18 protein-coding genes and 1 pseudogene are annotated in these 24,067 nt (G+C 50.3%); 14 read left to right on the top strand and 5 right to left on the bottom strand.

Features of this window, described 5'->3' with window-relative positions; genetic code table 11:
* Positions 1-68 precede the first annotated feature (68 nt).
* The 5 genes from ACGHZ6_RS16285 (at position 69) to ACGHZ6_RS16265 (ending at position 5,517) form a co-directional block, all read left to right on the top strand.
* Positions 69-1,220, top strand: a complete 1,152-nt coding sequence (locus ACGHZ6_RS16285) for a diguanylate cyclase (protein WP_390615053.1) — start codon at positions 69-71, stop codon at positions 1,218-1,220.
* Positions 1,221-1,249: 29 nt separating this feature from the next.
* Positions 1,250-1,741: a nicotinamide-nucleotide amidase gene (gene pncC, locus ACGHZ6_RS16280; protein ID WP_390615052.1), complete on the top strand. Its 492-nt coding sequence runs from the start codon at positions 1,250-1,252 to the stop codon at positions 1,739-1,741.
* A gap of 113 nt (positions 1,742-1,854) precedes the next feature.
* Positions 1,855-2,892 carry a recombinase RecA gene (gene recA / locus ACGHZ6_RS16275; protein ID WP_390615051.1) on the top strand — a complete coding sequence of 346 codons (1,038 nt, stop codon included), beginning with the start codon at positions 1,855-1,857 and terminating at the stop codon, positions 2,890-2,892.
* Between the two features lie 289 nt (positions 2,893-3,181).
* Positions 3,182-4,360 (top strand): acyl-CoA dehydrogenase family protein, encoded by a 1,179-nt coding sequence (locus ACGHZ6_RS16270; RefSeq protein ID WP_390615050.1) that lies wholly within the window; start codon positions 3,182-3,184, stop codon positions 4,358-4,360.
* A 29-nt stretch (positions 4,361-4,389) separates the two neighbouring features.
* Positions 4,390-5,517 (top strand): acyl-CoA dehydrogenase family protein, encoded by a 1,128-nt coding sequence (locus tag ACGHZ6_RS16265; RefSeq protein WP_390615049.1) that lies wholly within the window; start codon positions 4,390-4,392, stop codon positions 5,515-5,517.
* Positions 5,518-5,521: 4 nt separating this feature from the next.
* On the opposite strand, the gene ACGHZ6_RS16260 is transcribed toward ACGHZ6_RS16265, so the two are convergent.
* Positions 5,522-10,135: a response regulator gene (locus tag ACGHZ6_RS16260; protein WP_390615048.1), complete on the bottom strand. Its 4,614-nt coding sequence runs from the start codon at positions 10,133-10,135 to the stop codon at positions 5,522-5,524.
* 121 nt (positions 10,136-10,256) lie between these two features.
* A pseudogene (gene lrp / locus ACGHZ6_RS16255) lies at positions 10,257-10,751 on the bottom strand (leucine-responsive transcriptional regulator Lrp); the annotation flags it as partial.
* Between the two features lie 214 nt (positions 10,752-10,965).
* Here lrp and ald point away from each other — a divergent pair.
* Positions 10,966-12,108 carry an alanine dehydrogenase gene (gene ald / locus ACGHZ6_RS16250; RefSeq protein WP_390615047.1) on the top strand — a complete coding sequence of 381 codons (1,143 nt, stop codon included), beginning with the start codon at positions 10,966-10,968 and terminating at the stop codon, positions 12,106-12,108.
* A gap of 130 nt (positions 12,109-12,238) precedes the next feature.
* Here ald and ACGHZ6_RS16245 read toward each other — a convergent pair whose 3' ends face one another.
* Positions 12,239-13,108 (bottom strand): helix-turn-helix domain-containing protein, encoded by an 870-nt coding sequence (locus tag ACGHZ6_RS16245; RefSeq protein ID WP_390615046.1) that lies wholly within the window; start codon positions 13,106-13,108, stop codon positions 12,239-12,241.
* 194 nt (positions 13,109-13,302) lie between these two features.
* On the opposite strand from ACGHZ6_RS16245, the gene ACGHZ6_RS16240 reads away from it, so the two are divergent.
* The 3 genes from ACGHZ6_RS16240 to ACGHZ6_RS16230 are packed head-to-tail and all read left to right on the top strand — an operon-like array spanning position 13,303 to position 16,419.
* The gene (locus tag ACGHZ6_RS16240) at positions 13,303-14,616 is read left to right on the top strand and encodes a glycosyltransferase family 4 protein (RefSeq protein ID WP_390615045.1); all 1,314 of its coding nucleotides are present in this window, start codon (positions 13,303-13,305) and stop codon (positions 14,614-14,616) included.
* Entirely contained in the window at positions 14,603-15,319 is a 717-nt protein-coding gene (locus tag ACGHZ6_RS16235) for a class I SAM-dependent methyltransferase (RefSeq protein ID WP_390615044.1), read from the top strand. Before ACGHZ6_RS16240 ends, ACGHZ6_RS16235 begins: the two co-directional genes overlap by 14 nt.
* 20 nt (positions 15,320-15,339) lie before the next feature.
* Positions 15,340-16,419: a prenyltransferase gene (locus ACGHZ6_RS16230; RefSeq protein WP_390615043.1), complete on the top strand. Its 1,080-nt coding sequence runs from the start codon at positions 15,340-15,342 to the stop codon at positions 16,417-16,419.
* On the opposite strand, the gene ACGHZ6_RS16225 is transcribed toward ACGHZ6_RS16230, so the two are convergent.
* Positions 16,396-17,037 (bottom strand): class I SAM-dependent methyltransferase, encoded by a 642-nt coding sequence (locus ACGHZ6_RS16225; RefSeq protein ID WP_390615042.1) that lies wholly within the window; start codon positions 17,035-17,037, stop codon positions 16,396-16,398. The two genes, ACGHZ6_RS16230 and ACGHZ6_RS16225, sit on opposite strands and share 24 nt — an antisense overlap.
* Positions 17,038-17,187: 150 nt before the next feature.
* Here ACGHZ6_RS16225 and ACGHZ6_RS16220 point away from each other — a divergent pair, with 150 nt between their 5' ends.
* Complete coding sequence (locus tag ACGHZ6_RS16220) at positions 17,188-17,910, top strand: acyltransferase (RefSeq protein WP_390615041.1); 723 nt, start codon at positions 17,188-17,190, stop codon at positions 17,908-17,910.
* Positions 17,911-17,919: 9 nt separating this feature from the next.
* Complete coding sequence (locus tag ACGHZ6_RS16215) at positions 17,920-18,402, top strand: regulatory protein RecX (RefSeq protein ID WP_390615040.1); 483 nt, start codon at positions 17,920-17,922, stop codon at positions 18,400-18,402.
* Between the two features lie 58 nt (positions 18,403-18,460).
* Here ACGHZ6_RS16215 and ACGHZ6_RS16210 read toward each other — a convergent pair whose 3' ends face one another.
* Complete coding sequence (locus tag ACGHZ6_RS16210; protein WP_390615039.1) at positions 18,461-18,799, bottom strand: hypothetical protein; 339 nt, start codon at positions 18,797-18,799, stop codon at positions 18,461-18,463.
* Positions 18,800-18,910: 111 nt separating this feature from the next.
* Here ACGHZ6_RS16210 and ACGHZ6_RS16205 point away from each other — a divergent pair, with 111 nt between their 5' ends.
* The 3 genes from ACGHZ6_RS16205 to ACGHZ6_RS16195 all read left to right on the top strand — a co-directional run bounded on the left by ACGHZ6_RS16205 (position 18,911) and on the right by ACGHZ6_RS16195 (position 24,055).
* A complete protein-coding gene (locus ACGHZ6_RS16205) occupies positions 18,911-21,079 on the top strand; it encodes a type I secretion system permease/ATPase (RefSeq protein ID WP_390615038.1) in 2,169 nt (722 codons plus the stop codon).
* Complete coding sequence (locus ACGHZ6_RS16200) at positions 21,063-22,484, top strand: HlyD family type I secretion periplasmic adaptor subunit (RefSeq protein ID WP_390615037.1); 1,422 nt, start codon at positions 21,063-21,065, stop codon at positions 22,482-22,484. The genes ACGHZ6_RS16205 and ACGHZ6_RS16200 overlap by 17 nt, the downstream gene beginning before the upstream one ends.
* A gap of 269 nt (positions 22,485-22,753) precedes the next feature.
* Positions 22,754-24,055, top strand: a complete 1,302-nt coding sequence (locus ACGHZ6_RS16195) for a TolC family outer membrane protein (RefSeq protein WP_390615036.1) — start codon at positions 22,754-22,756, stop codon at positions 24,053-24,055.
* The last annotated feature ends 12 nt before the right edge of the window (positions 24,056-24,067 follow it).

Below are 24,067 nucleotides of genomic sequence, written 5' to 3'. Positions count from 1 at the left end.
TAATCCCCCCAGTTTCAGACACAAAATAAAACCAATAAAAATAAATTCAGGATTGGGTTTTGGAGAGAATGGAAATACCGGAAGAGGCCTTTTTAGTCCCCGTCAATCGGGTATTGGCTGATAACGGTCGCCGGGTCGTCTTAGCTTATGTGGGGTTGGGGGGCGTACTGGCCTATGTCAGCGGCTACCTTGAGGGTGAGTGGTTGCTTACCAGCTTGCTGTTGCTTTCCGGTGCCCTGATGCTGGGGTTACTTAGGTTATGGCTTTGTTGGCGCTTTGATACGGATAATCCCCGTGCCTGGCGCCGTCAATATAGTCTTGTGACCCTGCTCAATGTGATTGCCTGGAGTGTATTGGCCGGAGCAGTGATGTTTCACCAGGGGGTAAATCACATTACCTTTATCTGGTTGATGACCACGGCCGGTTTGGTGGCCGGTGGCGTGGCCTCTATGTCGGTATTGCCGTCATTGGCTATTAGCTATCAGACTATTCTGTTGTTGCCGATTGCTGTTCTTTGGTGGTTTCGCCCTGAATCTGAGTTAAATGCGGTGGCCTTTTTTACCCTGATTTTTTGGGGGCAGATGTTGGCGCTTAGTATGCAGCAGGCCCGTCATCATAAAGCCAGCTTGCGAGACAAGATGATGCTCGAAAGCCATGCTGCCAAGCTGAAAACGGCCAGTGAACAGGATGCCTTAACGGGCTTGGCCAATCGTCGTCACTTTGAGGCGATCTTGTCCCAGGAGTGGAATCGACTCCATCGGTCCTACGGTCATTTGGCGGTTTTGATGATTGATCTCGACCATTTTAAATCGATCAATGATACCTACGGCCACCAGATTGGCGACAAATGCCTGTGCCGTGTGGCTTTGTCACTGCGTGAATTTATCCGCCGCCCGGCAGATTTGTTGGCCCGTTATGGCGGTGAAGAATTTATTATTCTGTTGCCGGATACGGAATTGGAGGGCGCCGCTGCCGTGGCGCAGACTTTGTGTGAGGCCATGGCAAGACGCCCATTGCGGATTGTCGAACACCAGATCCCCGTGACGCTGAGTATAGGTGTCGCTGCTGTACGGCCGGTTGATGAAGGTTCGCGCGAGCAGCTGTTGAAGCGTGCAGACAGTGCACTTTATCGCGCCAAACAAAAAGGCCGCAATCGGGTTGTTTGTGATTACGCTGAGCGAGACATTGTCTCTGTTACAGAACATTTAGAGACCGCCTAGCGCGGTGTAAGTAGATTGGCAGGGTTGTCATGTCAGATAGAATCTTTCAATTAGCCAAACAGGTGGGTGAGGCGTTAAAACTGCGCCAGCAAACCGTTAGTACTGCGGAATCCTGTACCGGTGGTTTACTTGCCGGTGCCATCACCGAGATAGCGGGTAGCTCCGCTTGGTTTGAACAGGGCTTTGTGACCTATGCCAACCAGGCCAAACAGCAATTACTGGGGGTGCCGGGCGCAGCGCTTGAAAACCACGGTGCGGTAAGCGAACAGGTGGTAGAAGCTATGGCCCTGGGCGCCGTCAATGCCGGTGCCGATTGGGGCGTGGCGACCAGTGGTATTGCTGGGCCTGATGGTGGCACGCCGACCAAGCCTGTGGGCACTGTTTGGTTTGGCTGGGCCTGTGAAGGTGGCTCGAGCACAGAGGTTATCTGCTTTGCCGGGGATCGTCAGCAGGTTCGCGAGCAGGCTGTTATCCATGCCCTGCAGGGGCTGTTAAAAGAAATTCACAAAACTACTGTATAAATTTATAGGTACTGTTTGCTTATACAGTAAAACTGCTGTAAGCTTCATTTCAACGTTAACCAACAAATAAAGATCACTGCCAAGATCACAGACCACACATAAGAAGGTGACTCATGGATGCTAATAAAGAAAAAGCACTACAGGCCGCGTTAGGCCAAATTGAACGCCAGTTTGGTAAAGGCACTGTAATGCGTATGGGTGACAGGGAGCAGGTTAAGATTCCTTCGATTTCCACCGGTTCGCTAGGCCTGGACGTCGCTTTAGGCATTGGTGGTCTGCCAAAAGGCCGTATTGTAGAAATTTACGGCCCTGAATCTTCCGGTAAAACCACGCTGACCCTGCAGGTGATTGCCGAAGCGCAAAAGCAGGGCGGTACCTGTGCTTTTATCGATGCTGAGCATGCACTGGATCCTATCTACGCCGAAAAGCTGGGCGTAAACGTTGACGACCTGATCGTCTCCCAGCCGGATACCGGTGAGCAGGCCCTGGAAGTGGCCGATATGCTCGTACGTTCCGGTGCCGTTGATGTGCTGGTGGTAGACTCCGTAGCCGCACTGACACCTAAGGCTGAAATTGAAGGTGAAATGGGTGATCACCACGTGGGCTTGCAGGCACGTTTGATGTCCCAGGCACTGCGTAAAATCACCGGTAATATCAAAAATGCTAACTGTCTGGCCATCTTTATTAACCAGATTCGTATGAAGATCGGCGTGATGTTCGGTAACCCCGAAACCACCACCGGTGGTAACGCACTGAAATTCTACTCCTCTGTACGCTTGGATATCCGCCGTATTGGCGCAGTGAAAGAGGGTGATGAGGTGACCGGTTCTGAGACCCGCGTGAAGGTTGTAAAGAACAAGGTGGCGCCACCGTTCAAGCAAACTGAATTCCAGATTATGTACGGCCAGGGCATTAACCGCCTGGGCGAAGTGATTGATTTTGGTGTCAAGCTGGGTCTGGTAGACAAGGCTGGCGCCTGGTACAGCTACCAAGGTACCAAGATTGGCCAAGGTAAAAACAATGTAGTGAAATATCTGCAGGAAAACCCGGATATCGCCTTTACCATTGAGCAGCAAATCCGTGCTGAGCTGTTGCCTGAGTCAAATGCAGAGGCTGAAACTGCAGAAGCGGAAGAGGCCACTGAAGCCTAAGCGCTGGGATCCAAATTGCCTTCTTAATATGATTGCGGGGATTGGTGAGAGAATCCCCCGCATCATTTATCAAGCCCCGACCTCGGTCGGGGCTTTTTTGTTTATAGGCCTGCCTGGCAGAATTATGTCACTTTTGCCGTAAATGCAGGTCATTCTAACCAAAGATTATTTTCGTTAACCCTCCTAGACTAGATTCTCTGACCCGCACAGACTCGTCTATGCTTAGGCTGAGTCGCTGACATGTGCTGTCAATCCAAAATTATATAAGCCCTTGAGAGAGGAAGTTGACGTGGATATTACCTTTTCGGCGGAAGAGCTAGCTTTCCGTGATGAAGTGCGAGCGTTTTTGAAAGAGGCCTTTACCGAAGACCTCAAAAAGCGTCTGAAAGATAAAGAACTGTTTAAGGCCGCTTTTATTGAGTGGCAACGTGCCCTGCATGCAAAAGGCTGGGTAGCCCAGGGTTGGCCAACAGAGTACGGCGGTACCGGCTGGACCCCAACGCAAAGTTATATCTACGAGTGTGAGCGCGCTTTGGTTGGTGCGCCTGATGTGATTCCTTTCGGCCTGAAAATGGTTGCGCCGGTGATTTACACCTTCGGTAACGCAGAACAAAAAGAGCGTTTCCTGCCACGTATTCTGAACAGTGATGACTGGTGGTGTCAGGGTTATTCTGAGCCGGGCGCTGGTTCTGATCTGGCGGCGTTGAAAACCAAAGCTGAGCTGGACGGTGATGAGTACGTTGTAAATGGTGCCAAAATCTGGACCTCCTATGCGCAACATGCTGATTGGATCTTCTGTCTGGTACGTACCGATTCTTCCGGCCGTAAGCAGGACGGTATTTCCTTCTTGCTGATCGATATGAAGACTCCGGGTATTACCGTAAACCCAATCCCTTCTATCGATGGTGTTCATACCCTCAACGAAGTTCAGTTCGACAATGTACGTGTGCCTGTGGCTAACCGCATTGGTGAGCAGGATAAAGGCTGGACTTACGCTAAAGCGCTGTTGGCGCATGAGCGTACCGCAATTGCAGAAGTTGCCGGTTCCAAGAAGAACCTGGCAGAGATTCGCAAGCTGGCAAAATCTGAAGTTAATGGCGGCAAGGCTCTGATTGAAGATCCAATGTTTGCCAAGCGCCTGTCGGATATCGAAATTGAGCTGATGGCTCTGGAATACACCGAGCTGCGTGTATTGGCACAAGTGGCTGCCGGTGGTTCTCCTGGCGCAGAGTCTTCTCTGCTGAAAATTAAGGGTACCGAGATTCAGCAGGCGATCCAGCAACTGCGTCTGGATCTGGCGGGTTACTACTCCGGTGTAATCAACGGCGATTTAACCGCTGAGCAAGTGGGTCACGACTTTGGTAGCGATGCTCGTACTGCTTATATGTATGGCCGTGCGTCAACCATCTACGGTGGTTCCAACGAAGTTCAGAAAAACATTATCGCCAAGGCCGTTCTCGGTCTGTAAGTGTGCACAACGAATTGGAGTAATTAGAGATGAACTTAAGTTTCTCTGAAGAACAAAATATGCTCAAAGACAGCGTTGCGCGCTTTGTGGCAGATCAATACGATTTTGAAACCCGTCGTAAAATCGCTGATTCCGCTGAAGGTTTTAGCCGTGAAAACTGGCAGACTTTTGCTGAGTTAGGCTGGTTGTCTATTCCTTTCTCGGAAGAACTGGGTGGTTTCGGTGGTGGTGCCGCTGACACCATGGTGGTTATGGAAGAGATGGGTAAAGGCCTGGTAGTTGAGCCTTTCGTAGCAACCGTACTGTTGTTTGGTGGCCTGTTAAGCAAGGCTGGTTCTGAAGCTCAGCAACAAGAGCTGATTGGTAAAATTATCGAAGGCCAGTTGCAGGGTACTTTTGCGTTCCTGGAGCGTCAAAGCCGTTTTGAGATTGCCGACATCTTAACCACTGCCAAAGCCGAAGGTGACAGCTTCATTCTGAATGGTGAAAAAACCGTTGTGATGAATGGTGCCAATGCTGACAAGCTGATTGTATCTGCGCGCACCAGTGGTGCTCAGTCTGACGAGCAGGGCATTAGCCTGTTCTTGGTTGATGCCAATGCAGACGGTGTTGAAAAGGTTTCCTACAAACTGATGGACGGCCAGCTGGTTGCCAACATCAAGTTAAACGGTGTGACCGGTGAGCTGGTGGGCGAGCAGGATAAGGCGTTCGACGCTATTCAAGCTGTTGTAAACGATGTCATGGTTGCTGTGTCTGCCGAAGCACTGGGTATTATGGAAAAGCTGGTGATGACCACCATTGAGTACGCCAAAACCCGTGAGCAGTTCGGTATCACTATTGGTAAGTTCCAGGCCCTGCAGCACCGTATGGTGGAAATGTTTATGGCCGGTGAGCAAACCAAGTCTCTACTATACCGCGCTGTATGTTCCCTTGAGGGCAACAGTGAGGACGCACAGAAAGACATTCTGGCTTTGAAAGTGATGGTTGGTCGCGCTGGTAAGCAGATTGGTGGTGAAGCTATCCAAATGCACGGTGGTATGGGTATTACCGATGAGCTGGATGTGGGTCACTATGTAAAACGTCTGATGACTATCAACACGTTGTTTGGTGATGCAGATTATCAGCAGCAGCGTTTCGAAGCTCTGACTAATGCATAAGACGTTATAAATTGCTGGTGACGACTTCGTTTTGCAGCAATTCAATCAGTTGGTTGAATTGCTGTTGAGCCTCTTTCACCAGTCGATTTAACGTATCAGAATCGGCGGCTTTGGCCGCCGTTTCTATTTCGGCTGAGAGTTCATGTAATTTCAGTGCACTAAGATTGCCGGATACTCCTTTAATGGCATGGGCTAACTTGGCGGCCTCGCTAAAGTTCTGCTGGTTTGCAGCACTTATCATTTCTTCTACACGGTCGGGCATATCATCCAGGAAGAGCTGGATTAAATGATGCAATCGATCCTCCCGATTACGAACCCGTTTTAATGCCGAAGGTTTATCCCAAATAGCCGATGTATCATCCGTGGTGTTTGCTTTCTCACTTGGCTGCGCCGGGATTATCTCTTCTGTTACCTCCGCTGATGCTTTGAGGGGGAATCCTCCGTTGGTGTAGCGGCGAATATTTTGTTCCAAATCATCGGTGCTGATTGGCTTGCTCATATAATCATCCATGCCCGCTTCAAGGCATTTCTCTTTGTCTCCCTGCATGGCATTTGCCGTCATGGCGACAATAGGGATGGTTTTGTAATTTTCGCCTGCTGCACCTGAGCGGATTTCTGCTGTGGTTTGGTAGCCATCGAGGACCGGCATTTGGCAGTCCATTAGAATAATCTGATAGGGGGCATCGGCAGGACAGTTGTTTAACATATCAATCGCTTCCTGGCCGTTAAAGGCAACGTCTGCTTCGAGGCCCAAATCCTCCAGCATGCCAAGCGCGACCGCTTGATTGGTGCGATTATCCTCAACCATCAGAATACGCAGATTATGGTTGTAATTTGAGCCTGAAAGATCTTTGACGTTATGACGAGTTATCAGAGGAAGGTCTTGCCTGTTATGAGGTTTAACGCCGATGACAACACCTAAAGCCTGATAGAGATCCGATGTGGTGGCAGGTTTGGGGAAATAAGCGGCAAAGCCCAACTTGGAAAAGTGATTGGCATCGCCGCGTTCGCCAATGGATGTCATCATGATCATTGGCATACCGTCAAACAGGGGATTTTCACGAATGGTTTTTCCCAGTGTGGCGCCATCCATGTCGGGCATTTGCATATCCAGAATGGCGGCATCGAACGTCTTGGGAAGATATCGGCTGAGGAGGTTGAGTGCTTCTGGGCCACTGCACGCTGTGGTTATTGTTGCGCCCCAACATTGCAGCTGGCCTCTAACAACTTCGCGGTTGGTCTCATTATCGTCAACGACCAAAATATGGCTGCCGCTGATGTCAGCCTGTGGTTGCGCTTCCAAAGATTGACCGCTCTCTTGCAAGAGGATGCTGAATTTAAAGCTGCTGCCTTTACCTTCCTTGCTGTGCACGCTGATGCTTCCTCCCATAAGTTCTGTAAGCTGTTTGACAATAGCCAGGCCAAGCCCAGTGCCACCAAATTTGCGTGTTGTTGATGCGTCAACCTGAGTGAATGAATCGAATAGATTGTCGATTTTACTGGCGGGAATCCCAATGCCGGTATCTGACACTGAGGCATATAGAATCAACCCTGATTCACCTGCATGTTCGAGGCCGACGCGAATAACGATTTCGCCTTGTTCGGTAAACTTGATAGCGTTGGATACCAGGTTGGTGAGGATTTGTCGCAGGCGACCTGGGTCACCCTTAACCATCGTGTGTTTTACCTGAGTAGAATCCAGAATTAATTCCAGGCCTTTATCCTGTGCGCGATGCCCCATGGTCTCGACAAAATCGCCCAGTTGGCTGATTAAGTCGTAATCTATGTATTCCAGTTCCAGTTTGCCGGCTTCAATTTTGGAAAAATCGAGAATGTCATTGATCAAAATCAGCAGGGAATCTGCACTGGATTTTGCCAATCCGAGATAATGGCGCTGTTTCTGACTTAGCTGCTCGCGTTTAAGTAGATTTAACATGCCGAGCACACCATTCATGGGCGTTCGAATTTCATGGCTCATGCTGGCCAGGAAAGAGGATTTCAGCTCTGCGGATTCCTGTGCGGCTGTAACGGCTTCTTTTAACTCCTGTTCCAGTGCTTTGCGTTGGCCGATATCTTCGAAGGAGGAGAAGAACCCCTGGACCTTGTGCATGTTATCTATGTCAGGCGTAAAGGTGATGTGTACTGTGCGGGTAACATGGGGTTTGATCGTTAGAATATGATCGAATTCGACATGCTCGCCGGTCAGGACCGCATCAACATGTGGGGAGACTGTTGCATAGTCGTCAATAAAAATAGCGCTGATATGATGGCCAATAAAGTCATGGGATTCACGTTCAAACCACACTTCATAGTTTTTGTTGACGAACCTGAAAATACGGTTGCTATCGATGTAGGCCAGCAGGTGCGGGATGCCTTCTGTAATACCATCGATATATTGCCTTGCCTGTTGTATTTCCTTTTCTTGTATTCTCTGTGTCTGTAGCAGGTTGTGGAAACTCCTGGCCAGGACGCCAATTTCATCGCGAGATTTCAGCGGCAGGCTTTGTAGTTGGCCGGATTTTTCATATTCCTGAACACTATTCGTCATTTCGATTAACGGTGAAATCATGCGGCGACTCGCCAATATACTTAAGCCGAGAACGACAAAAGCCAGCGCCAGGGCAAGGATGACGGAGCGGTTACGGAGCTCGATCAGTGACTGGATGTTTTTCTTATCGCTATACTGCAGCAGCAGTCGAAGGGGGTCAGGCAGACCGAATTGATACAGCTGGATAACTGAATAATATCCTGCTTTTTGTTCTCTGACTTGTTGTCCCCGTTTAACAGTGGATTTCTTGCCGCGAAAGCTTACAGAGGTGGTGGCGTTTTCTATAGCCGGTTTCAGCTCGGTAAATTCCTCTTGCATCAAATAGCGTTGGCCCAGGTCGAAACCGAAGGTTTTGCTCTTATCCGGGTGAACCAGAAAATCCCCGTCGCTATTGGCCAGATAAAAGGTGACGTCCGCCAGCGCTTTTTCCCTAACACTGTCGATAAATGCATTGAAGTTAGTGCTGATGATGACGATGCCAAATGGTGTGCCGTCTTGAGGATCATAGATAGGGGTGGCAACACGCATAACGGGGGTGTGGGGGACTTGTATTTTTCCCTGGTCATGGCGAAGTTCAATCGGGGAAAAATAGACTGATCCCTCAATATGTTCGATCGCTTCTTTAAAGTAAGGGCGGTGGCCTTTTTTCTGCATCTTCGATGCGGGTACTATGGATACATTACCGAGGATGCGTTTGACATTGACCAGTTCCAGGCCGTCATTGGCCACGCCTATAAAGCGCATTTGTGAGTAAATTTTGCGGGATTCCAAAACCTGTTCGAATGTCAGCTCCAATCGCCGCTTCCATTCTTTAAGTTGTTGCGGGCGATTGTTTTTGGTGGCTTGAATAATGCCCTTGATTGCTGGCATTTTGCTGAAAAAACTGGCGTCCTGAAAAGGCACATCGTAGAAGTCGGACAATAAGGGGTGTATTAACTGGCTTTGGTGTTCCAGTTCTGTCAATTCCTGATCAATGACAAGGCGCTCACTTTCAAAGTAAAAGGTAAGGCCGACTATCAGGGCAACCCCCAAACTGAGTAGGAAAGAGGCGATGGGCAGCTGGATGCCCAGAGGTTGGCGGGCAAAATCAATATCAACAACGCCCTGATTGTTTCTGTCTGCTTTGGGGGAATCTGTTGCTGGTGTTTGTAAGAAAAACGATGGTTGGATAATTAAGTCGATAAGCACACCAAAAAATACTGTGCAGTAGGCCAAAATTTTGATGGCATGAGCAATATTAAAATGGTTGTCGAACAGCTGAGTCGAACCAAAGGCCATATGCAGCTGGGTGGCCACTTCGGGAATGATGCAGAGAATCAGCCCAAACTTTACCGCGCTACGCTTTTGTTTGTACCAGCTCCAAAACAGGGCTCCGCACAGTAGAAATAATGCCAGCGGCAACAGATCCAGGGGGCGAGTGATTAATGCGTTGGTGTACATGGTTTGCGGTAGTTCGGTGCTGGTGGCCGCGATATGAACTACCGCATATGACAGTCCGAGGAACACTAGACTGGTTATCCCAATAACCCGTAAACCATTCTGAAAGTGAGGCCCCCGATGCTGAATAACTTGTTCACGGGTCAGCCAGATACTAATACTGACGCCAATCAGCATAATGCTGGCGTTAAAAATTCTCGATATGGCCCAGGTAAACGGAATAAAGTCGGTATTGGGGGCATTGGCTTCAATAATGCGTGTGGCGGCCAAGGTATGGAAACTATCAACCAGGCCAGCACTGAGCATCGCCATACCAATGATGGGAATCGTGGGGTCACGTCTGACTGCGTAATGGATAAAGGAGACCAGGGCGGTTAATACCGCAATAGAAACGGCGCTCCATTCCAGCAGTGCGTGATGCATTGAGCCGGCAAGTGCACGGTAGAGGGCATCGTCGGGTATTTCATCGACACTATAGTAATGGCTGGATAAGGGAATGGAGTGAGACGCCAGATTCAGGCCAAGCAGATTAAGCGTTAGGGGCAGTAAACAAAGGCCCGCAACCGCAAGGGTTACCCAGGTTTTTGGTGTGAAAGCAGGTAGCGAGACGGGGGGGCGTCCTGTGGGGATCATCGATACTCCATTATTCTCTGCATGGCGGTGCCACTGGGCTTGCGCCCTATTTCAACTCTAGTTGATTCCCCCTATATCGCAATCAACTGGCGCGGTTTCCCCTCCTTCATGGCTTTAGGCTTTAGCGGTTGTAGTGCACGGGCACTTCAAGCGTATCTTTGACTTCCTCCATGACTACATAGCTGGTGCATTCCTGTACACCGGGCAGGGTCAGCAGGGTTTCGCCGTAGAACTTTCGGTAGGCGTCCATATCGGCGACACGGGCTTTTAACAGGTAATCAAAATTGCCAGATACCAGATAGCATTCCTGGATCTCGGGCAGGGCTTTGGCGGCTTCACGGAAGGCCTCAAAAATATCCTGGGCAGAGCGAGACAGGCGTATCTGTACAAACACCACCAGCCCAGCTCTTAAATAGTGCGGGTTGATCAGGGCGGTATAGCCGCGAATCACACCTTCCTTTTCCAGGCGCTTGACCCTTTCTACGCAGGGAGTGGCACTCAATCCCACCTGGCGAGACAGTTCGGCGAAGGTGGTTCGGCCGTCTTTTTGTAGAACACGCAAAATGTTGCGATCGATGCTGTCGAGGTTGTCCATGTTTGACGCCTTTTTCGAGGTTTATAGCAGGATGCTATTAAGCACCTGAATCACTACCATTAAGCGGATATATGGTTAGTGGAAATATGGCGTGTTAGATGTTTATTGTGGTTTATCTAACTGCCTTCAGATTAAATTCTATGATAATCAACTTTCCTTGGTCCCTACAATAGCGAAATCAAATGATGAAAACGGCTGGGGGTTCCCGCCTTTAAAAGAGCTGTAGGAGGCTAGTATGTTAGTGGGTGTACCTAAAGAGATTAAAAACCACGAGTACCGTGTCGGGCTGACCCCAGCAGGTGTGCGTGAATTGGTGGCCAATGGCCACGACGTGATTGTTGAGACTCAGGCTGGTGCTGCTATTGGTTTTGCTAACGAGCAGTATGAAGCTGCCGGTGCGACCATGATCGATACCGCCGCTGAAATCTTTGCCACTGCAGAAATGATTATCAAGGTAAAAGAGCCGCAGCCTGTTGAGTGTGAAATGCTGCGCCCTGGCCAGATCCTCTATACCTATCTGCACCTGGCTCCAGACCCCAAGCAAACCGAGCTGTTAGTAAAATCCGGTGCTACCTGCATTGCCTATGAAACCGTGACTGACGCCCGTGGTGGTTTGCCGCTGTTGGCACCTATGTCCGAGGTGGCCGGTCGTATGTCTATCCAAGCCGGTGCCCATCACCTGGAAAAAGCCCAAGGCGGTCTGGGTACCCTGTTAGGTGGCGTACCAGGTGTTGCGCCTGCCAAGGTTCTGGTTATCGGTGGCGGTGTGGTTGGTACTCAGGCAGCACGCATGGCTGTGGGTATGGGCGCTGATGTCACTATTCTGGATCGCTCCCTGCCACGTTTGCGTGAACTGGATGTTGAATTCGGTGGTCGCCTGAAGTGTGTTTACTCCACTGTTGAAGCGATTGAAGAATATGCCCTGGAAGCTGATCTGGTTGTCGGTGCTGTACTGATTCCTGGTGCTGCGGCACCTAAGTTGCTGACCCGCGATATTATCAGCCGTATGAAAGACGGTGCGGTTGTGGTTGATGTGGCGATTGATCAGGGCGGTTGTTTCGAAACCTCCAAAGCAACCACTCACCAGGAGCCAACTTATGTGGTTGACGGTGTTGTGCATTACTGTGTTGCCAATATGCCAGGTGGTGTAGCGCGTACCTCAACTATGGCACTGACCAATGCCACCATGCCGTTTGCTGTCGCTATTGCCAATAAAGGTGCCGCGCAAGCTATGTTGGACGATCAGCACCTGCTGAATGGTCTGAATGTTCACGCCGGCCAGGTAACTTACCAGGCGGTCGCTGATGTGCTGGGCTATGACTATGTCCCTGCTACTGAAGCCTTGTTGGCTAATCAATCCAAGCCTGAAGCGGCTTAATAGCTTATCGCTTTTCTGTTGTAGAAAATCTTTCGACTTTCTCCGTTGTTTCCGCTTAGTCCTTTGGGCTAAGCGGTTTTTTGCGTTATGAGAGTAGGGGGAGTGAGTGGGATGAGCGAGTAGGGTGAGCTTAGTTGTCTTCACTCAGTAAGGGGTGGGGCTCAGGGATTCGCTGATCAAGCTTTTTGCTAAAATCTTTACCGGCATCTGTAATGGGGAAGAAGGCGTGCATATAGAGCTGTGACATAGGAGACAGGCGCTCAGGATCGATCCCGGTAATGACCGCCCGGCTGGAGAAATTAACGGTTTCTCCATTCTTATCGGGAATTGAGATATCCATAGGATAAAAGGAGCGTGGGCCAATTTGGCGTGCCTGCTCTATCCAGTCATCGGGAATGCCGGGATAGGCTTGCAGCCATTCGCATAACTCTTTCAGGCGTTGATTACCCGTTAGCAGCTGTTGTTCCTGAATTTTCATGAGCACAATGCAGGAAAAAAGCTCCCAGTTAACAATGATCTCCTTTAGGCCGTGATCGGCGAAGAACATATCAAACATATTGCACTGTTCGGGCATATGGTAGTCAGAGCGAAAGTAGTGCAGCAGGTTCATCCAGCTCCTGTTGCACAGCACGATATCGCCAATATTGTTAACCACCACAGCCGGATAGGGTTGGTGTTTGATAAGCAGCAGCCTGGCGCTTTCAAGTAGGTACTTTCTCTCCGGCGTGTTTTCGTCCATGCCTTCGTTGGCAGGCATAAAGCCCGCAGAAACCCGCAGTAGATCCCGCTCATGGTTATCAAACACAAAGACTTCGGCCAGTCGGTCAATCATTTCCTGGGTGGGTTGCGAGCGTCCGGTTTCCAAAAAGCTGATATGGCGCGAAGCGGTGCCCAGTTGGGCGGCGAGTTCTGCCTGGGAGAGCTTTAATGCATTGCGCCAGAAGCGCAGAACAGGTCCAAATGCGTTATAGGTTGAAGAGCTGTCGTCGGAGGCCGGCATAGAAATTCGTGTGGGTTTACATCCTGGCGCCAGCTTAGCGTTCGGGCAGGCGCTTGGCAATGGTCTACTATGCTAAAAGGCTTGTCTGACTGTCGGGTCATACCAATATACTTCCTCGTAAGGGAATTGCCTGGATAGGGGGGGTGTGTCAGACTTTCGAACTTTATGCTTTGTACACTTGGGCTCCCATTGTTATGACCATTCACGAGCCGCTCGATGCAGCGGTGGAAGGCGTTCAGCCTGTTGATCAGTCGGCCAAAACGGCTGAAAAACCCTTACGCATTTGCCTGTTGGGCTATCGCAGTGCTCCGTTTGTAGGCGGACAGGGTGTTTATTTGAATTACCTGAGTAAAGCCTTGGTAGAGCATGGCCATCAGGTTGACGTGATTTCAGGCCCACCTTACCCCCACCTGGATCCTCGGGTGAAGTTGATTAAGATGCCAAGTCTGGATTTGTTTGCCCAGAAGAGCCATGTTATGGCTCTGCGCCCGCGTCACCTGAAATCCTTCTCTGACACCTTCGAGTGGTGGGCCATGCTAACCGGTGGCTTTGCCGAGCCCTATACCTTTAGTCGCCGAGTTGCCAAGTACATGAAAACCCATGGCCACAACTACGACATCGTCCATGATAATCAGTGTCTGGGTTATGGCTTGCTGAAGCTGCAGGAGCGTGGTATTCCCACTGTTGCGACCGTACATCATCCGATTACCCGTGACCGCGAGCTGGCATTAAAGGCAGCGCCTAACTTAAAGCATCGCCTCTTGGTGAGACGCTGGCATTCTTTTCTGGGCATGCAGCGCAAAGTTGTGCAGCAGTTAAAGCATATTGTGACGGTATCTGATGTATCCCGGCACGATATTGCCGATGCCTTTGATCGCCCGGCCGATAAGATTGAATTGATCTACAACGGTATTGATACTGAAGTATTTGCACCTCGCCCGCATATTTCGCCCAAACCTTTCCGCATTATGACCACTGCTTCGGCCGATCAGCCGCTGAAGGGATTGCGTTATCTACTGGATGCGGTGGCCCAATTAAAACCTGACTTTCCTGAGCTGGAATTGATGGTAGTTGGCAAGTTAAAAGAGGGCGGTCAGACAGAGGCCCAGCTGAAGCAATTGAAACTGCAGGATAGCGTGCAGTTTGTTTCCGGTATCTCCACCGAAAAGCTGGTGGATTACTACGCCGAAGCGGCAATGGTGGTTTCGCCTTCCCTCTATGAAGGCTTTGGCCTGCCTGCCGGTGAAGCCATGTCCTGTGGTGTGCCGGTTATTTCCAGTGATGGCGGTGCCTTGCCCGAGGTCGTGGGTGATGCCGGTAAAGTGGTTAAGGCCGGTGATGCGACTCAATTAGCGGCCGCTATTCGCGAGCTGCTGGAAAACCCGGAACTGCGTAAAGCCATGGGCAAGCAGGGCCGCGAACGTATTTTGCAGACTTTCTGCTGGAAAGTCGCTGCACGAGAATTTACCCAATATTACAACCAGGTTTTAGCGAATGCAGACCATTGATTTTGAGCGCCTGCAGTTGCGGGCGGGTGATCGTTTTTTAGATGTTGGTTGTGGCGAAGGTCGTCACACCATTGGTGCTTATCTAACCGCTGATGTTGATGCTGTGGGGGTGGATCTATGTGAAAAGGATCTGCAAACCGCCCAGGAGCGTGCCGAAGGTTTTCTGGATACAGATAATTCCAACAAGAGTCTGACCTTTAAGGTGGCTAATGCGTTGGAGTTACCGTTTGAAGATAACTCCTTTGACAAGGTGATCTGCTCGGAAGTGCTTGAGCATATCCCGGATTATCAAGGTGTCTTAAAAGAAATTGATCGGGTTTTGAAACCCAACGGTGTGTTGGCCGTGAGCGTTCCGCGCGCCTGGCCAGAAGAAATCTGCTGGCGCCTGAGTAAGGAATACCACGAAGTAGAAGGTGGCCATATCCGTATTTTTAACGCCATACAGTTGCGCCGCGATGTTGAACGTTTGGGCTGGAAGCGTTATGCCCGTCATTGGGCCCATGCCCTGCACGTCCCTTTCTGGTGGCTGAAGTGTGCCTTCTGGGGCAAAGATGATGAATCGAAAATGGTGCAGACCTATCACAAATTCCTGGTATGGGATTTGATGAAGCAGCCGTGGATTACTCGCACGTTGGAAAAAATACTCGATCCCTTAATGGGCAAGAGTGTGGTGATGTACTTCGTTCGCAATCCTCAACAATAACCAACGAGAGAATTTACACCGTGGAAGGACTGCTGCTGACCAAGGGAATATTCCCCGAGCAATATCTGCGTAAAACTGTTGACTATATTCTGTCGGTGCAGACAGAAGACGGCTGTATTCCCTGGTTTACCGGTGGTAAGGCTGATCCCTGGGATCACACCGAAGCTGCCATGGGTTTGAGTATTGCTGGCGAATACGCGGCTGCAGAAAAGGCTTACCAATGGTTAGCGGACAAGCAGTTGCCTGACGGCAGTTGGTGGGCCAATTATAAAGACGGTGATGCGCTCTATACTGAAAAGCGCGAAACCAACTTTATTGCCTACATTGCCACCGGTGTCTGGCATCACTACCTGATTACCGAAGATCGCCATTTCCTGGTGCACTTTTTCCCGGCGGTTAAAAAAGCCATTGATTTAGTTGTAAGTCTGCAAGCGCCTACCGGTGAAATTTATTGGGCCATCGATGAGTTTGGTCGTCCGTTGCAAGATGCACTGGTGACCGCCTGCGCTTCCGTGCTGAAGAGTTTGGAGTGTGCAATTTTAATTGCCCGCGAGTTGGGGCAGGACGCTAACAACTGGTCGCAAGCCTACGAAAAACTGGAAAATACCCTGCATCATCATCCGGAGTGTTTCGACCGTACCTGGGAGAGCAAAGAGCGCTACTCCATGGATTGGTTCTATCCGATTCTGGCGGGTGTGTATCGCGGCCAAGCGGCGCGCGATCGTATCAAGGAGCGTTGGGATACCTTTGTCGAAAAAGATATGGGTTGTCGCTGTGTCAGTGATCAGCCTTGGGTAACGGTGGCGGAGTCCTGTGAGTTAACCATGGCATTATTAGCTTGTGGTGAGCATGCCAAAGCGGTGACCCTGTATAGCTGGTTACATCAATGGCGTGACAGTGACGGCGGTTACTGGACCGGTTATCAGTTTGTGGAAGATGTGATTTGGCCGGAAGAAGAAAAGACAACCTGGACGGCCGGTGCGATTTTATTGGCGGCTGATGCTATTACTGAGCATACCGCTGCCGCCAAGCTGTTCCTGGAGTCCAGCCTGACGACGATCAGCAATACTGATCAGTTAGCGGCGACGGAAGAGGCCTAAAGTATTTACCGTAGGCAGCTCGTCAAACAGGCCTGAGGCCTTGGCGAGCTTCCAAATATTGTAAGGTGCCTGGCCGCCGTCTTCCGGATTCGGGAAGATATCGTGAATCGCCAGGATACCACCGGGTTTAATGTGGCTGGCCCAGCTGCGGTAATCGGTTTGAGCGGCTTCTTCACTGTGGCCTCCGTCGATAAATACCATACCCAGCTGTGTGCCCCAGTGGCGTGATGCGGTTGCCGAGGAAGACACAACAGGTACAACGGTATCTTCCAAATTGGCCTTGCGCATGGTTTGGCGGAAGGTGCGGAAACTGTCCATTAATTCGATTTGTTGATCGTACAAATCGGGATCGTGATATTCCTCGCCCAGCTGATGTTCTTCTGAGCCGCGGTGATGATCCAGGGCAAACAAGGTGTTGCCGGTTTGTTGGCAAGCGGTGCCCAGGTAAACGGTAGATTTACCGCAGTAGCTGCCGATTTCCAGGCAGGGGCCAAGGTGGGCAATTTCTTTGGCGTAGTTAAATAAAGCTGCGCCTTCATCGGCAGCTAAAAACCCCTTAATGGAATCAATATCCAGAGGGAGTGTCGGTGAAGAAGCTTGTGCGGTGGACGTCGACATAACAAATCCTGACGTGTATTTGAAAAGCCGTTAGGTTAACAGCCTTTAATAATTGCGCAACAGTATTTACGAGAAGAATTACAGAATGTCGAGTCATATAGATTACGGCTATCAGCGCAGACAATATGGTTAGTAGAGAGAGATCAGAGCGTGCGAAAAGAACATCGTCCATTTATTATCAAGGATTGGTTAAATCGATTTGGCCGTTGGTATATAGAGCGTTTTATTCGGCCGCAATTTGATTCGCTGGGTGTGTGTCCGAGTATTTTAAATCCCCGCAGTTTGGAAATTTTTGGCCGTAACATTTCTGCGGGCGATCATTTGCACCTGATTAGTGATCCGAATAACCCGGTGAAGTTAACCTCCTGGTCCGGCAAGGGCATGGATGGCCATATCACCATTGGCAACTACGTGCTGATTTCCCCCGGTACACAAATTATGTCCGCCGATCATGTCAAGATTGGTGATAACTGTATGTTTGCGGCGTCCTGTTATGTGTCCGATAGTGATTGGCACGGACTCTATAATCGTACCCGTCCCTTTCGCTGCACCAAACCCATTACATTGGGTGATAATGTCTGGGTTGGTCATGGCGCCAAAATTGGCAAGGGTGTGACGATTGGCGATAACAGTGTTGTTGCTGCCGGTAGTGTTGTTGTCAAAGATGTACCTGCCAATGTGGTGGTGGGGGGGAATCCCGCCAAGGTCATTAAAGAATTGAATCCCAAGCGCCGAATGTTAAAGCGCGACACCCTTTTTGCCGGCGGTGACTTCTATTGGGAAAATCAATCGGAGCTGGATCGTTACGTAATGTCTGGGAATACCTGGTGGGGATGGTTAAAATCGGTGTTTGCACCGACTCGTAACGATTAAAGGTATTGCATGGACGACTCTGGGCTAGAGCCTTCAGCAGAACAAAAGTCAGAAATAAAAGATATCCGTTTTGCGGCTATGGATCTGTTGGCGCGGCGTGAACACTCACGTCGTGAATTGCTAGCCAAGCTGCGCCGCCGTTTTAACGATGTCGATACGATTGAATCCGTAATTGATCGTTTGTCTGATGAGAATCTACAGAGTGATGACCGCTTTACTGAAGCCTATACGCGCATGCGCAAGCGTAAGGGTTATGGCCCGGTTAGAATTCTGATGGAGTTGCGGGAAAAAGGTATTGCCGATGACTTGGCCTCAGGCTGGGTGTATGACGAAGAGCACGATTGGTATGAGGCTGCCAGCCTTGCATGGCAAAAAAAGTTCAATCAGTTGCCGCGGGATCCGAAAGAGCGAGCCAAGCAAATGCGTTTTCTGCAATACCGAGGGTTTTCTTCCGACCATATAGCTGAAGCGCTATCTTGTTCGATCGATTAACTCTCCTAGCGGTTCTTGCTAGCATCCCTCCTAGAAACTCCTCCCGGTAAATCTCACCTTATATAGTATCTTGTTCATCCAGGAAGTTGGCGATGCCTCCCTGCAATGAGGAACGCAGCTTTTCACGCGCCAGTAATTTGCGTTGTACTGGCTCAGGTAATTCAGTAAATAAAATAATATTCTTGGCAATCAGCAGGTGAACCAGATCTTCGGTCACACGTGCAATATCGCGGTCAGATTCGGCCAGGATCTGCTTTGGGGTTTCGCTATCGCCCTCAGCGGACAGAAATTGCACAATCGCAGGGTCGGTGGCTGAGACATATTCGGTTGTACGATTATTCGCCTCCAGGTGCAGAGCGATAATTTCACCGTCGTGATTGCGTTCGATATATGGCATGCTTACCCCGTGCGCCCTTGGACGCTATGTTTCTTATGATACCAAGTGTATTTGTTACAAGAGATTCGTTTACAATATTTGTAAAACCCTAACAGTATGGAATTGGCATCTATGGGTCAACAGGATATTTCTGCATCTGCTAGCGTCTCTGGCGCCGTAGCCTCACCTTTCGATCCGCTGTTGCAATGTCTATTGCAGTTGGCGAAATTGGAGCAGATGCCCTGTTCGGCGAAGGCGGTGACAGCGGGTTTGCCCTTGGTTGAAGAGCGGTTAACACCTGAATTATTTGTGCGGGCTGCCGAGCGTGCCGGACTTAATACCTCCATCGTTGAGCGTAGCCTGGATGAGTTATCTCCCCTGGTGTTGCCTGCTGTTGTATTGCTGGAAGGTGAACAGGCTCGTGTGCTGGTTGAGTTGGATCACGAAGCCGGTGAGGCTGTGGTGCTGGATCAGGATACTGGCGGGCGTCAGGTCATGAGTCTGGCGGAGCTGGACGCCTTGTATATCGGCTACGCTATTTTTGCCAAACCCATTTATCGCTTTGATAAACGCACAGCAGAGGTCAAGGCGCAGCGTAAGAGTCACTGGTTTTGGGGGGTAATGGCGGGCTCCTGGCGGATTTACCGGGACGTATTGCTGGCCTCATTGCTTATTAACTTGTTTGCGCTGGCCAACCCTTTATTTGTGATGAATGTCTATGATCGCGTGGTGCCCAACGATGCGATTGAAACGCTGTGGGTATTGGCGATAGGGGTGCTGATTGTTTATGGCTTCGATTTATTACTGAAATATTTGCGCAGTTATTTTATCGAGGTTGCCGGTAAAAAGTCCGATATTCTTCTGTCTGCTTTTATATGGGAGAAGGTCCTGGGGGCAAAAATGGATCAGCGCCCGGCCTCCGTGGGGGCTTTTGCCAGTCAGTTGCGTGAATTTGAGACAGTGCGCAACTTTATGACCTCTTCGGCTATTACCGCCTTTGTTGATCTACCTTTCGTTGTTATTTTTCTCTTGGTTATCGCTTACGTTGGCGGCTGGTTGGTGTGGGCGCCGATCGTTGGTCTGTTGGTGATTGTTGCTTACGCACTTTATATTCAGAAACCCTTGTGTCAGGCGGTGGAGCAGACTTACCAGGCTTCAGCCCAGAAAAATGCGACCTTGGTTGAGGCGCTGTCCGGACTGGAAACCGTCAAGTCCATGGGGGCAGAAGGACGCTTGCAGCGTTTGTGGGAAAGTTCGGTTGGCCATTTGGCGCAATGGGGCCAAAAGACCCGCTTATTGTCGACATCTTCCTCAACGGTGGCCGGTGCCGTAACGCAGGTGGTATCAGTGGCGGTAATCGTTACCGGTGTATATTTGATCGCCGAAAAAGAAATGACCATGGGTGCCCTAATCGCCGGGGTGATGTTGTCATCGCGGGCCTTGGCGCCAATTGGGCAAGTGGCCAGTTTGTTGGTGAATTTCCACCAAACCAAAACCGCGTTTCAGTCGCTGGAGGAGATCGTCAGTAAGCAGCAGGAGCGTGAAGAGGGGCGGCAGTTTGTTCAGCGCCCTGAGCTTAAAGGCGGTATCCAGTTTGATAAGGTGAGCTTTAATTATCCGGATGAGCAGATTGCATCACTGGATAATATTTCCTTTAGTATTCAGCCGGGCGAAAAGGTGGCGGTTATTGGTCGTATGGGGTCGGGCAAGTCGACCTTGCAGCGACTGATTTTAGGCTTGTATCAGCCGCAACAGGGCAGTGTGCTTGTGGATGGCATTGATATTCAGCAAATTGATCCGGCGGATTTGCGTGGCAGCATCGGTTATGTGCCCCAGGATGTGATGCTCTTCTTTGGCAGTATTAAAGATAATATCTGTTACGGTGCGCCACATACCGACGATGATGAGGTAGTGCGTGCGGCTAATGCAGCGGGTGTAACGGAGTTTGTCAATAATCATCCCCAAGGGTTTGAGCGTCAGGTTGGTGAGCGCGGTGAGGCGCTTTCTGGCGGTCAGCGGCAAAGTGTTGCTGTGGCCAGAGCGCTGCTTAATAGTCCGCCGATTTATCTGATGGATGAACCCAGTACCGCCATGGATCACAGCACTGAAGAGCAGCTTAAGCGCAAGCTGGCCATTGAGATTCAAAACAAGACGGTACTGTTGGTGACTCATAAAACGGCATTGCTGTCGCTAGTGGATCGGGTGCTGGTATTGGATCGCGGTAAGTTAATTGCCGATGGTCCTAAAGATGCTGTGTTGGAAGCCTTAAGAAAAGGACAGTTACGTGTTGCACAACCTTAAAACTGCTCTGCAGGAAACATGGCGCGAAGAGTCCAAGGGGCAGCCCTGGTGGAAGAGAATGTTGAGTGGCCAGTGGTTCGAACAGGAGCATGCTGTTTCTGAGCAGGATCTTTCCTATATGTCTTCGGCGGCAGGTGCTGTGCTGCAACAGTCTCCGCGTGGTGGCCAACAGTTATTGTGGTCTATCGCGGCGTTCTTCTTTGTGGCTATTTTGTGGGCGGCCTTGGCGGAGGTGGATGAGTTTACCCGCGGTGAAGGTAAGGTAATTCCATCCAGCCATGTTCAGGTTGTACAAAACCTGGAGGGCGGTATCGTTGCCGAAATCATGGTGCGTGAAGGTCAGCAGGTGACGGCTAATCAGGTGTTGTTGCGTATTGACGATACCCGCTTCTCGTCTTCCTTGCGTGAGGCTGATGTTACTTTGGATCAGTTGGAAACCAAGGCCGCTCGTTTGCGCGCCGAGGCAGAGTCCAGGGAGTTCACTGGTAGTGACTTAAAAGGCGTTATGCCTGAAGTGATTGGTGAGGAGTTGGCGCTATACGAGTCTCGCCGTCGGGAGTTGCGCAGTCGTAATCAGGTGTTGATTGAACAGGTGGCGCAAAAGCGTCAGGAGTTGGCTGAACTGCAAGCCAAGCACGAGCAGTTGCAGCGCAGTTATTCATTGCTCGACAGTGAATTGCAAATGACTCGCCCACTGGCTGATGAGGGGGCTATTTCACAGGTTGAGCTGCTGCGCCTGGAGCGCCAGGTCAATGATTTGGCGGGCGAAATGAAGCAGGCCAAACTGGCGCAGCCGCGTGCTGCATCCAGCTTACAGGAAGCTAAAGAGAAGTTGGCCAGCGCCGAGCTGGAGTTTCGGGTTAAGGCTCGGCAGGAGTTGAGTGAAGTATTGGCTGAGTTATCACGCCTGACGGAAACCAGTGATGCACTGGAAGACAGGGTAGAGCGTACACTGGTGCGTTCACCGGTTGCAGGTACGGTAAAGCAATTGTTGGTTAAAACTATTGGCGGGGTTATTCAGCCGGGGATGGATATCGTTGAAGTTGTGCCGACGGAGGATAGTCTTCTGGTGGAGGCGCGGGTAAGGCCAGCTGATATTGCTTTTTTACATCCGGAGCAAAAGGCAGTGGTTAAATTCACGGCCTATGACTTCTCCATTCATGGTGGTTTGAAGGGTAAGGTGGTTCATATTAGTCCCGATACCATCGTTGATGAAAATGGTGAGAGCTTTTATCTGGTGCGGGTGGAAACCGATCAGGGCTTCCTGGGGAGTGAGGCGCAGCCGCTGCCGATTATTGCGGGTATGACGGTGAGTGTGGATATTCTGACGGGCAAGAAAACCGTGCTGGATTATATCCTTAAGCCGATCCTCAAGACCAAGCAGTTGGCTTTGCGGGAGCGCTAAAATTAGCGGGGTGGCCGTCAATAACCCATCGGTCACCTCCGGGTACGCCCAACAATCGTGCATTTCGTCACAATCTAAAACCTTTTATCGTTCAAATTTTCAGACTTTTTCTCTTTTTTCTGTAAAATCAGAAACTTAGCGTATGGTCCTGTGGTCTTCTAATGTATAAACTTTAGCCGTATAATGTGTTTTTGTGATATGCGTCACACTTTTTAAGAAGGTTAACTTTTAATAAACCGGGATAAGGGACTTGGGGAGCTAAAGAAGCTATGGCGAACTGGCTGAAACAACTCTATGGGGGCGTTGTTACCGGCACATTACTATTAGGTAGTGCTGCTGCATCTGCGTTAACCCTTCCGGAGGCTGTCCGACACACCCTGGAAACCAACCCTGAAGTGCTGGCGACACGCAACCAGCTGTCCTCTCGTGAAGAGGAAATCAGGCAGGCCCGTGCTGGTTACCTTCCTACCCTGGATGCTGCCGCAGGTATTGGCAAGCAGGAGCTGGAAGCGCCTTCCACCGGCAATGAAAAAGTCCGTTTGACCCGTCACGAAGCTTCACTGTCTGCCCGTCAGCTAGTGTTTGATGGTTTTGCCACTCAAGAAGAAGTTGCTCGCCAGGAAGCCCGTCATAGTAGTGCCTTCTATAACTCATTGGCGACGGAAGAAAATACCGCGCTGCGTACCGCAGAGGTGTATCTGAACCTGCTGCGCCAATACGAACTATTGGATATTGCTCGCGAGACCCTCTACGAACACCAGAATATTCACGATCAGATGGTGTTACGCAATAAATCAGGCGTGGGTAGTAAAGCCGATCTCGACCAGATTGTTGCCCGTTTGGCCCTGGCCAACAGTAACCTTATTACCGCCCAGAACAATCTGCTGGATTCACAGACCAATTTTTATCGCGTCACAGGCCTGCAACCACAGCTGGATAACCTGCAGACCCCGAGTGTGAATCAACCGTTACCGACTACTCAGGAACAGGCTGAAGCGGAAGCACTTAAAGAGCATCCCACTCTGTTGTCAGCCAATGCCGATATCGATGCTGCCGAGGCGCAATACAACACCTCTGAAAGCCCTATGTGGCCACGTTTGCATCTCGAGGCAGATAAAAGCTGGGATGAAGATATTGATGGTGTAGAAGGTGAAAACCGTGACTGGCAGGTGATGCTGCGTATGCGTTATAACCTCTACAACGGTGGTGCTGATAGCGCCCGTCGCCGTCAAACCGCGCACTTATTGGAAGAGGCCAAGGATGTTCGCAATAACACCCAGCGGCAAGTTGTTGAGAGCTTGCGTTTATCCTGGGCTGCACACCAGGCGATTTCTTCGCAGTACAAATATTTGGAATTGCATGTAAGGGCGGCAACCGATACCAAGGCCGCTTACCTGAAGCAATTCAATATTGGGCGGCGTACATTACTCGACCTGCTCAATACCGAAAACGAACTGGTCGATGCCCGCCGGGCATTGATTAATGCCTCCTACGACAAGCTCTTTTCCCAGTACAGAATTTTCAATTCCATGGGGCAGCTCGTCAAAGAGATAGGGGCTGGCAAGTCGTGATCATCACCGCCT

Source organism: Maricurvus nonylphenolicus (assembly GCF_042854845.1).
In the GTDB taxonomy this organism is placed as follows: domain Bacteria; phylum Pseudomonadota; class Gammaproteobacteria; order Pseudomonadales; family Cellvibrionaceae; genus Maricurvus; species Maricurvus nonylphenolicus.
Note: the sequence above shows the minus strand (reverse complement) of the source record. Positions and strands in the feature narration are given on the sequence as shown.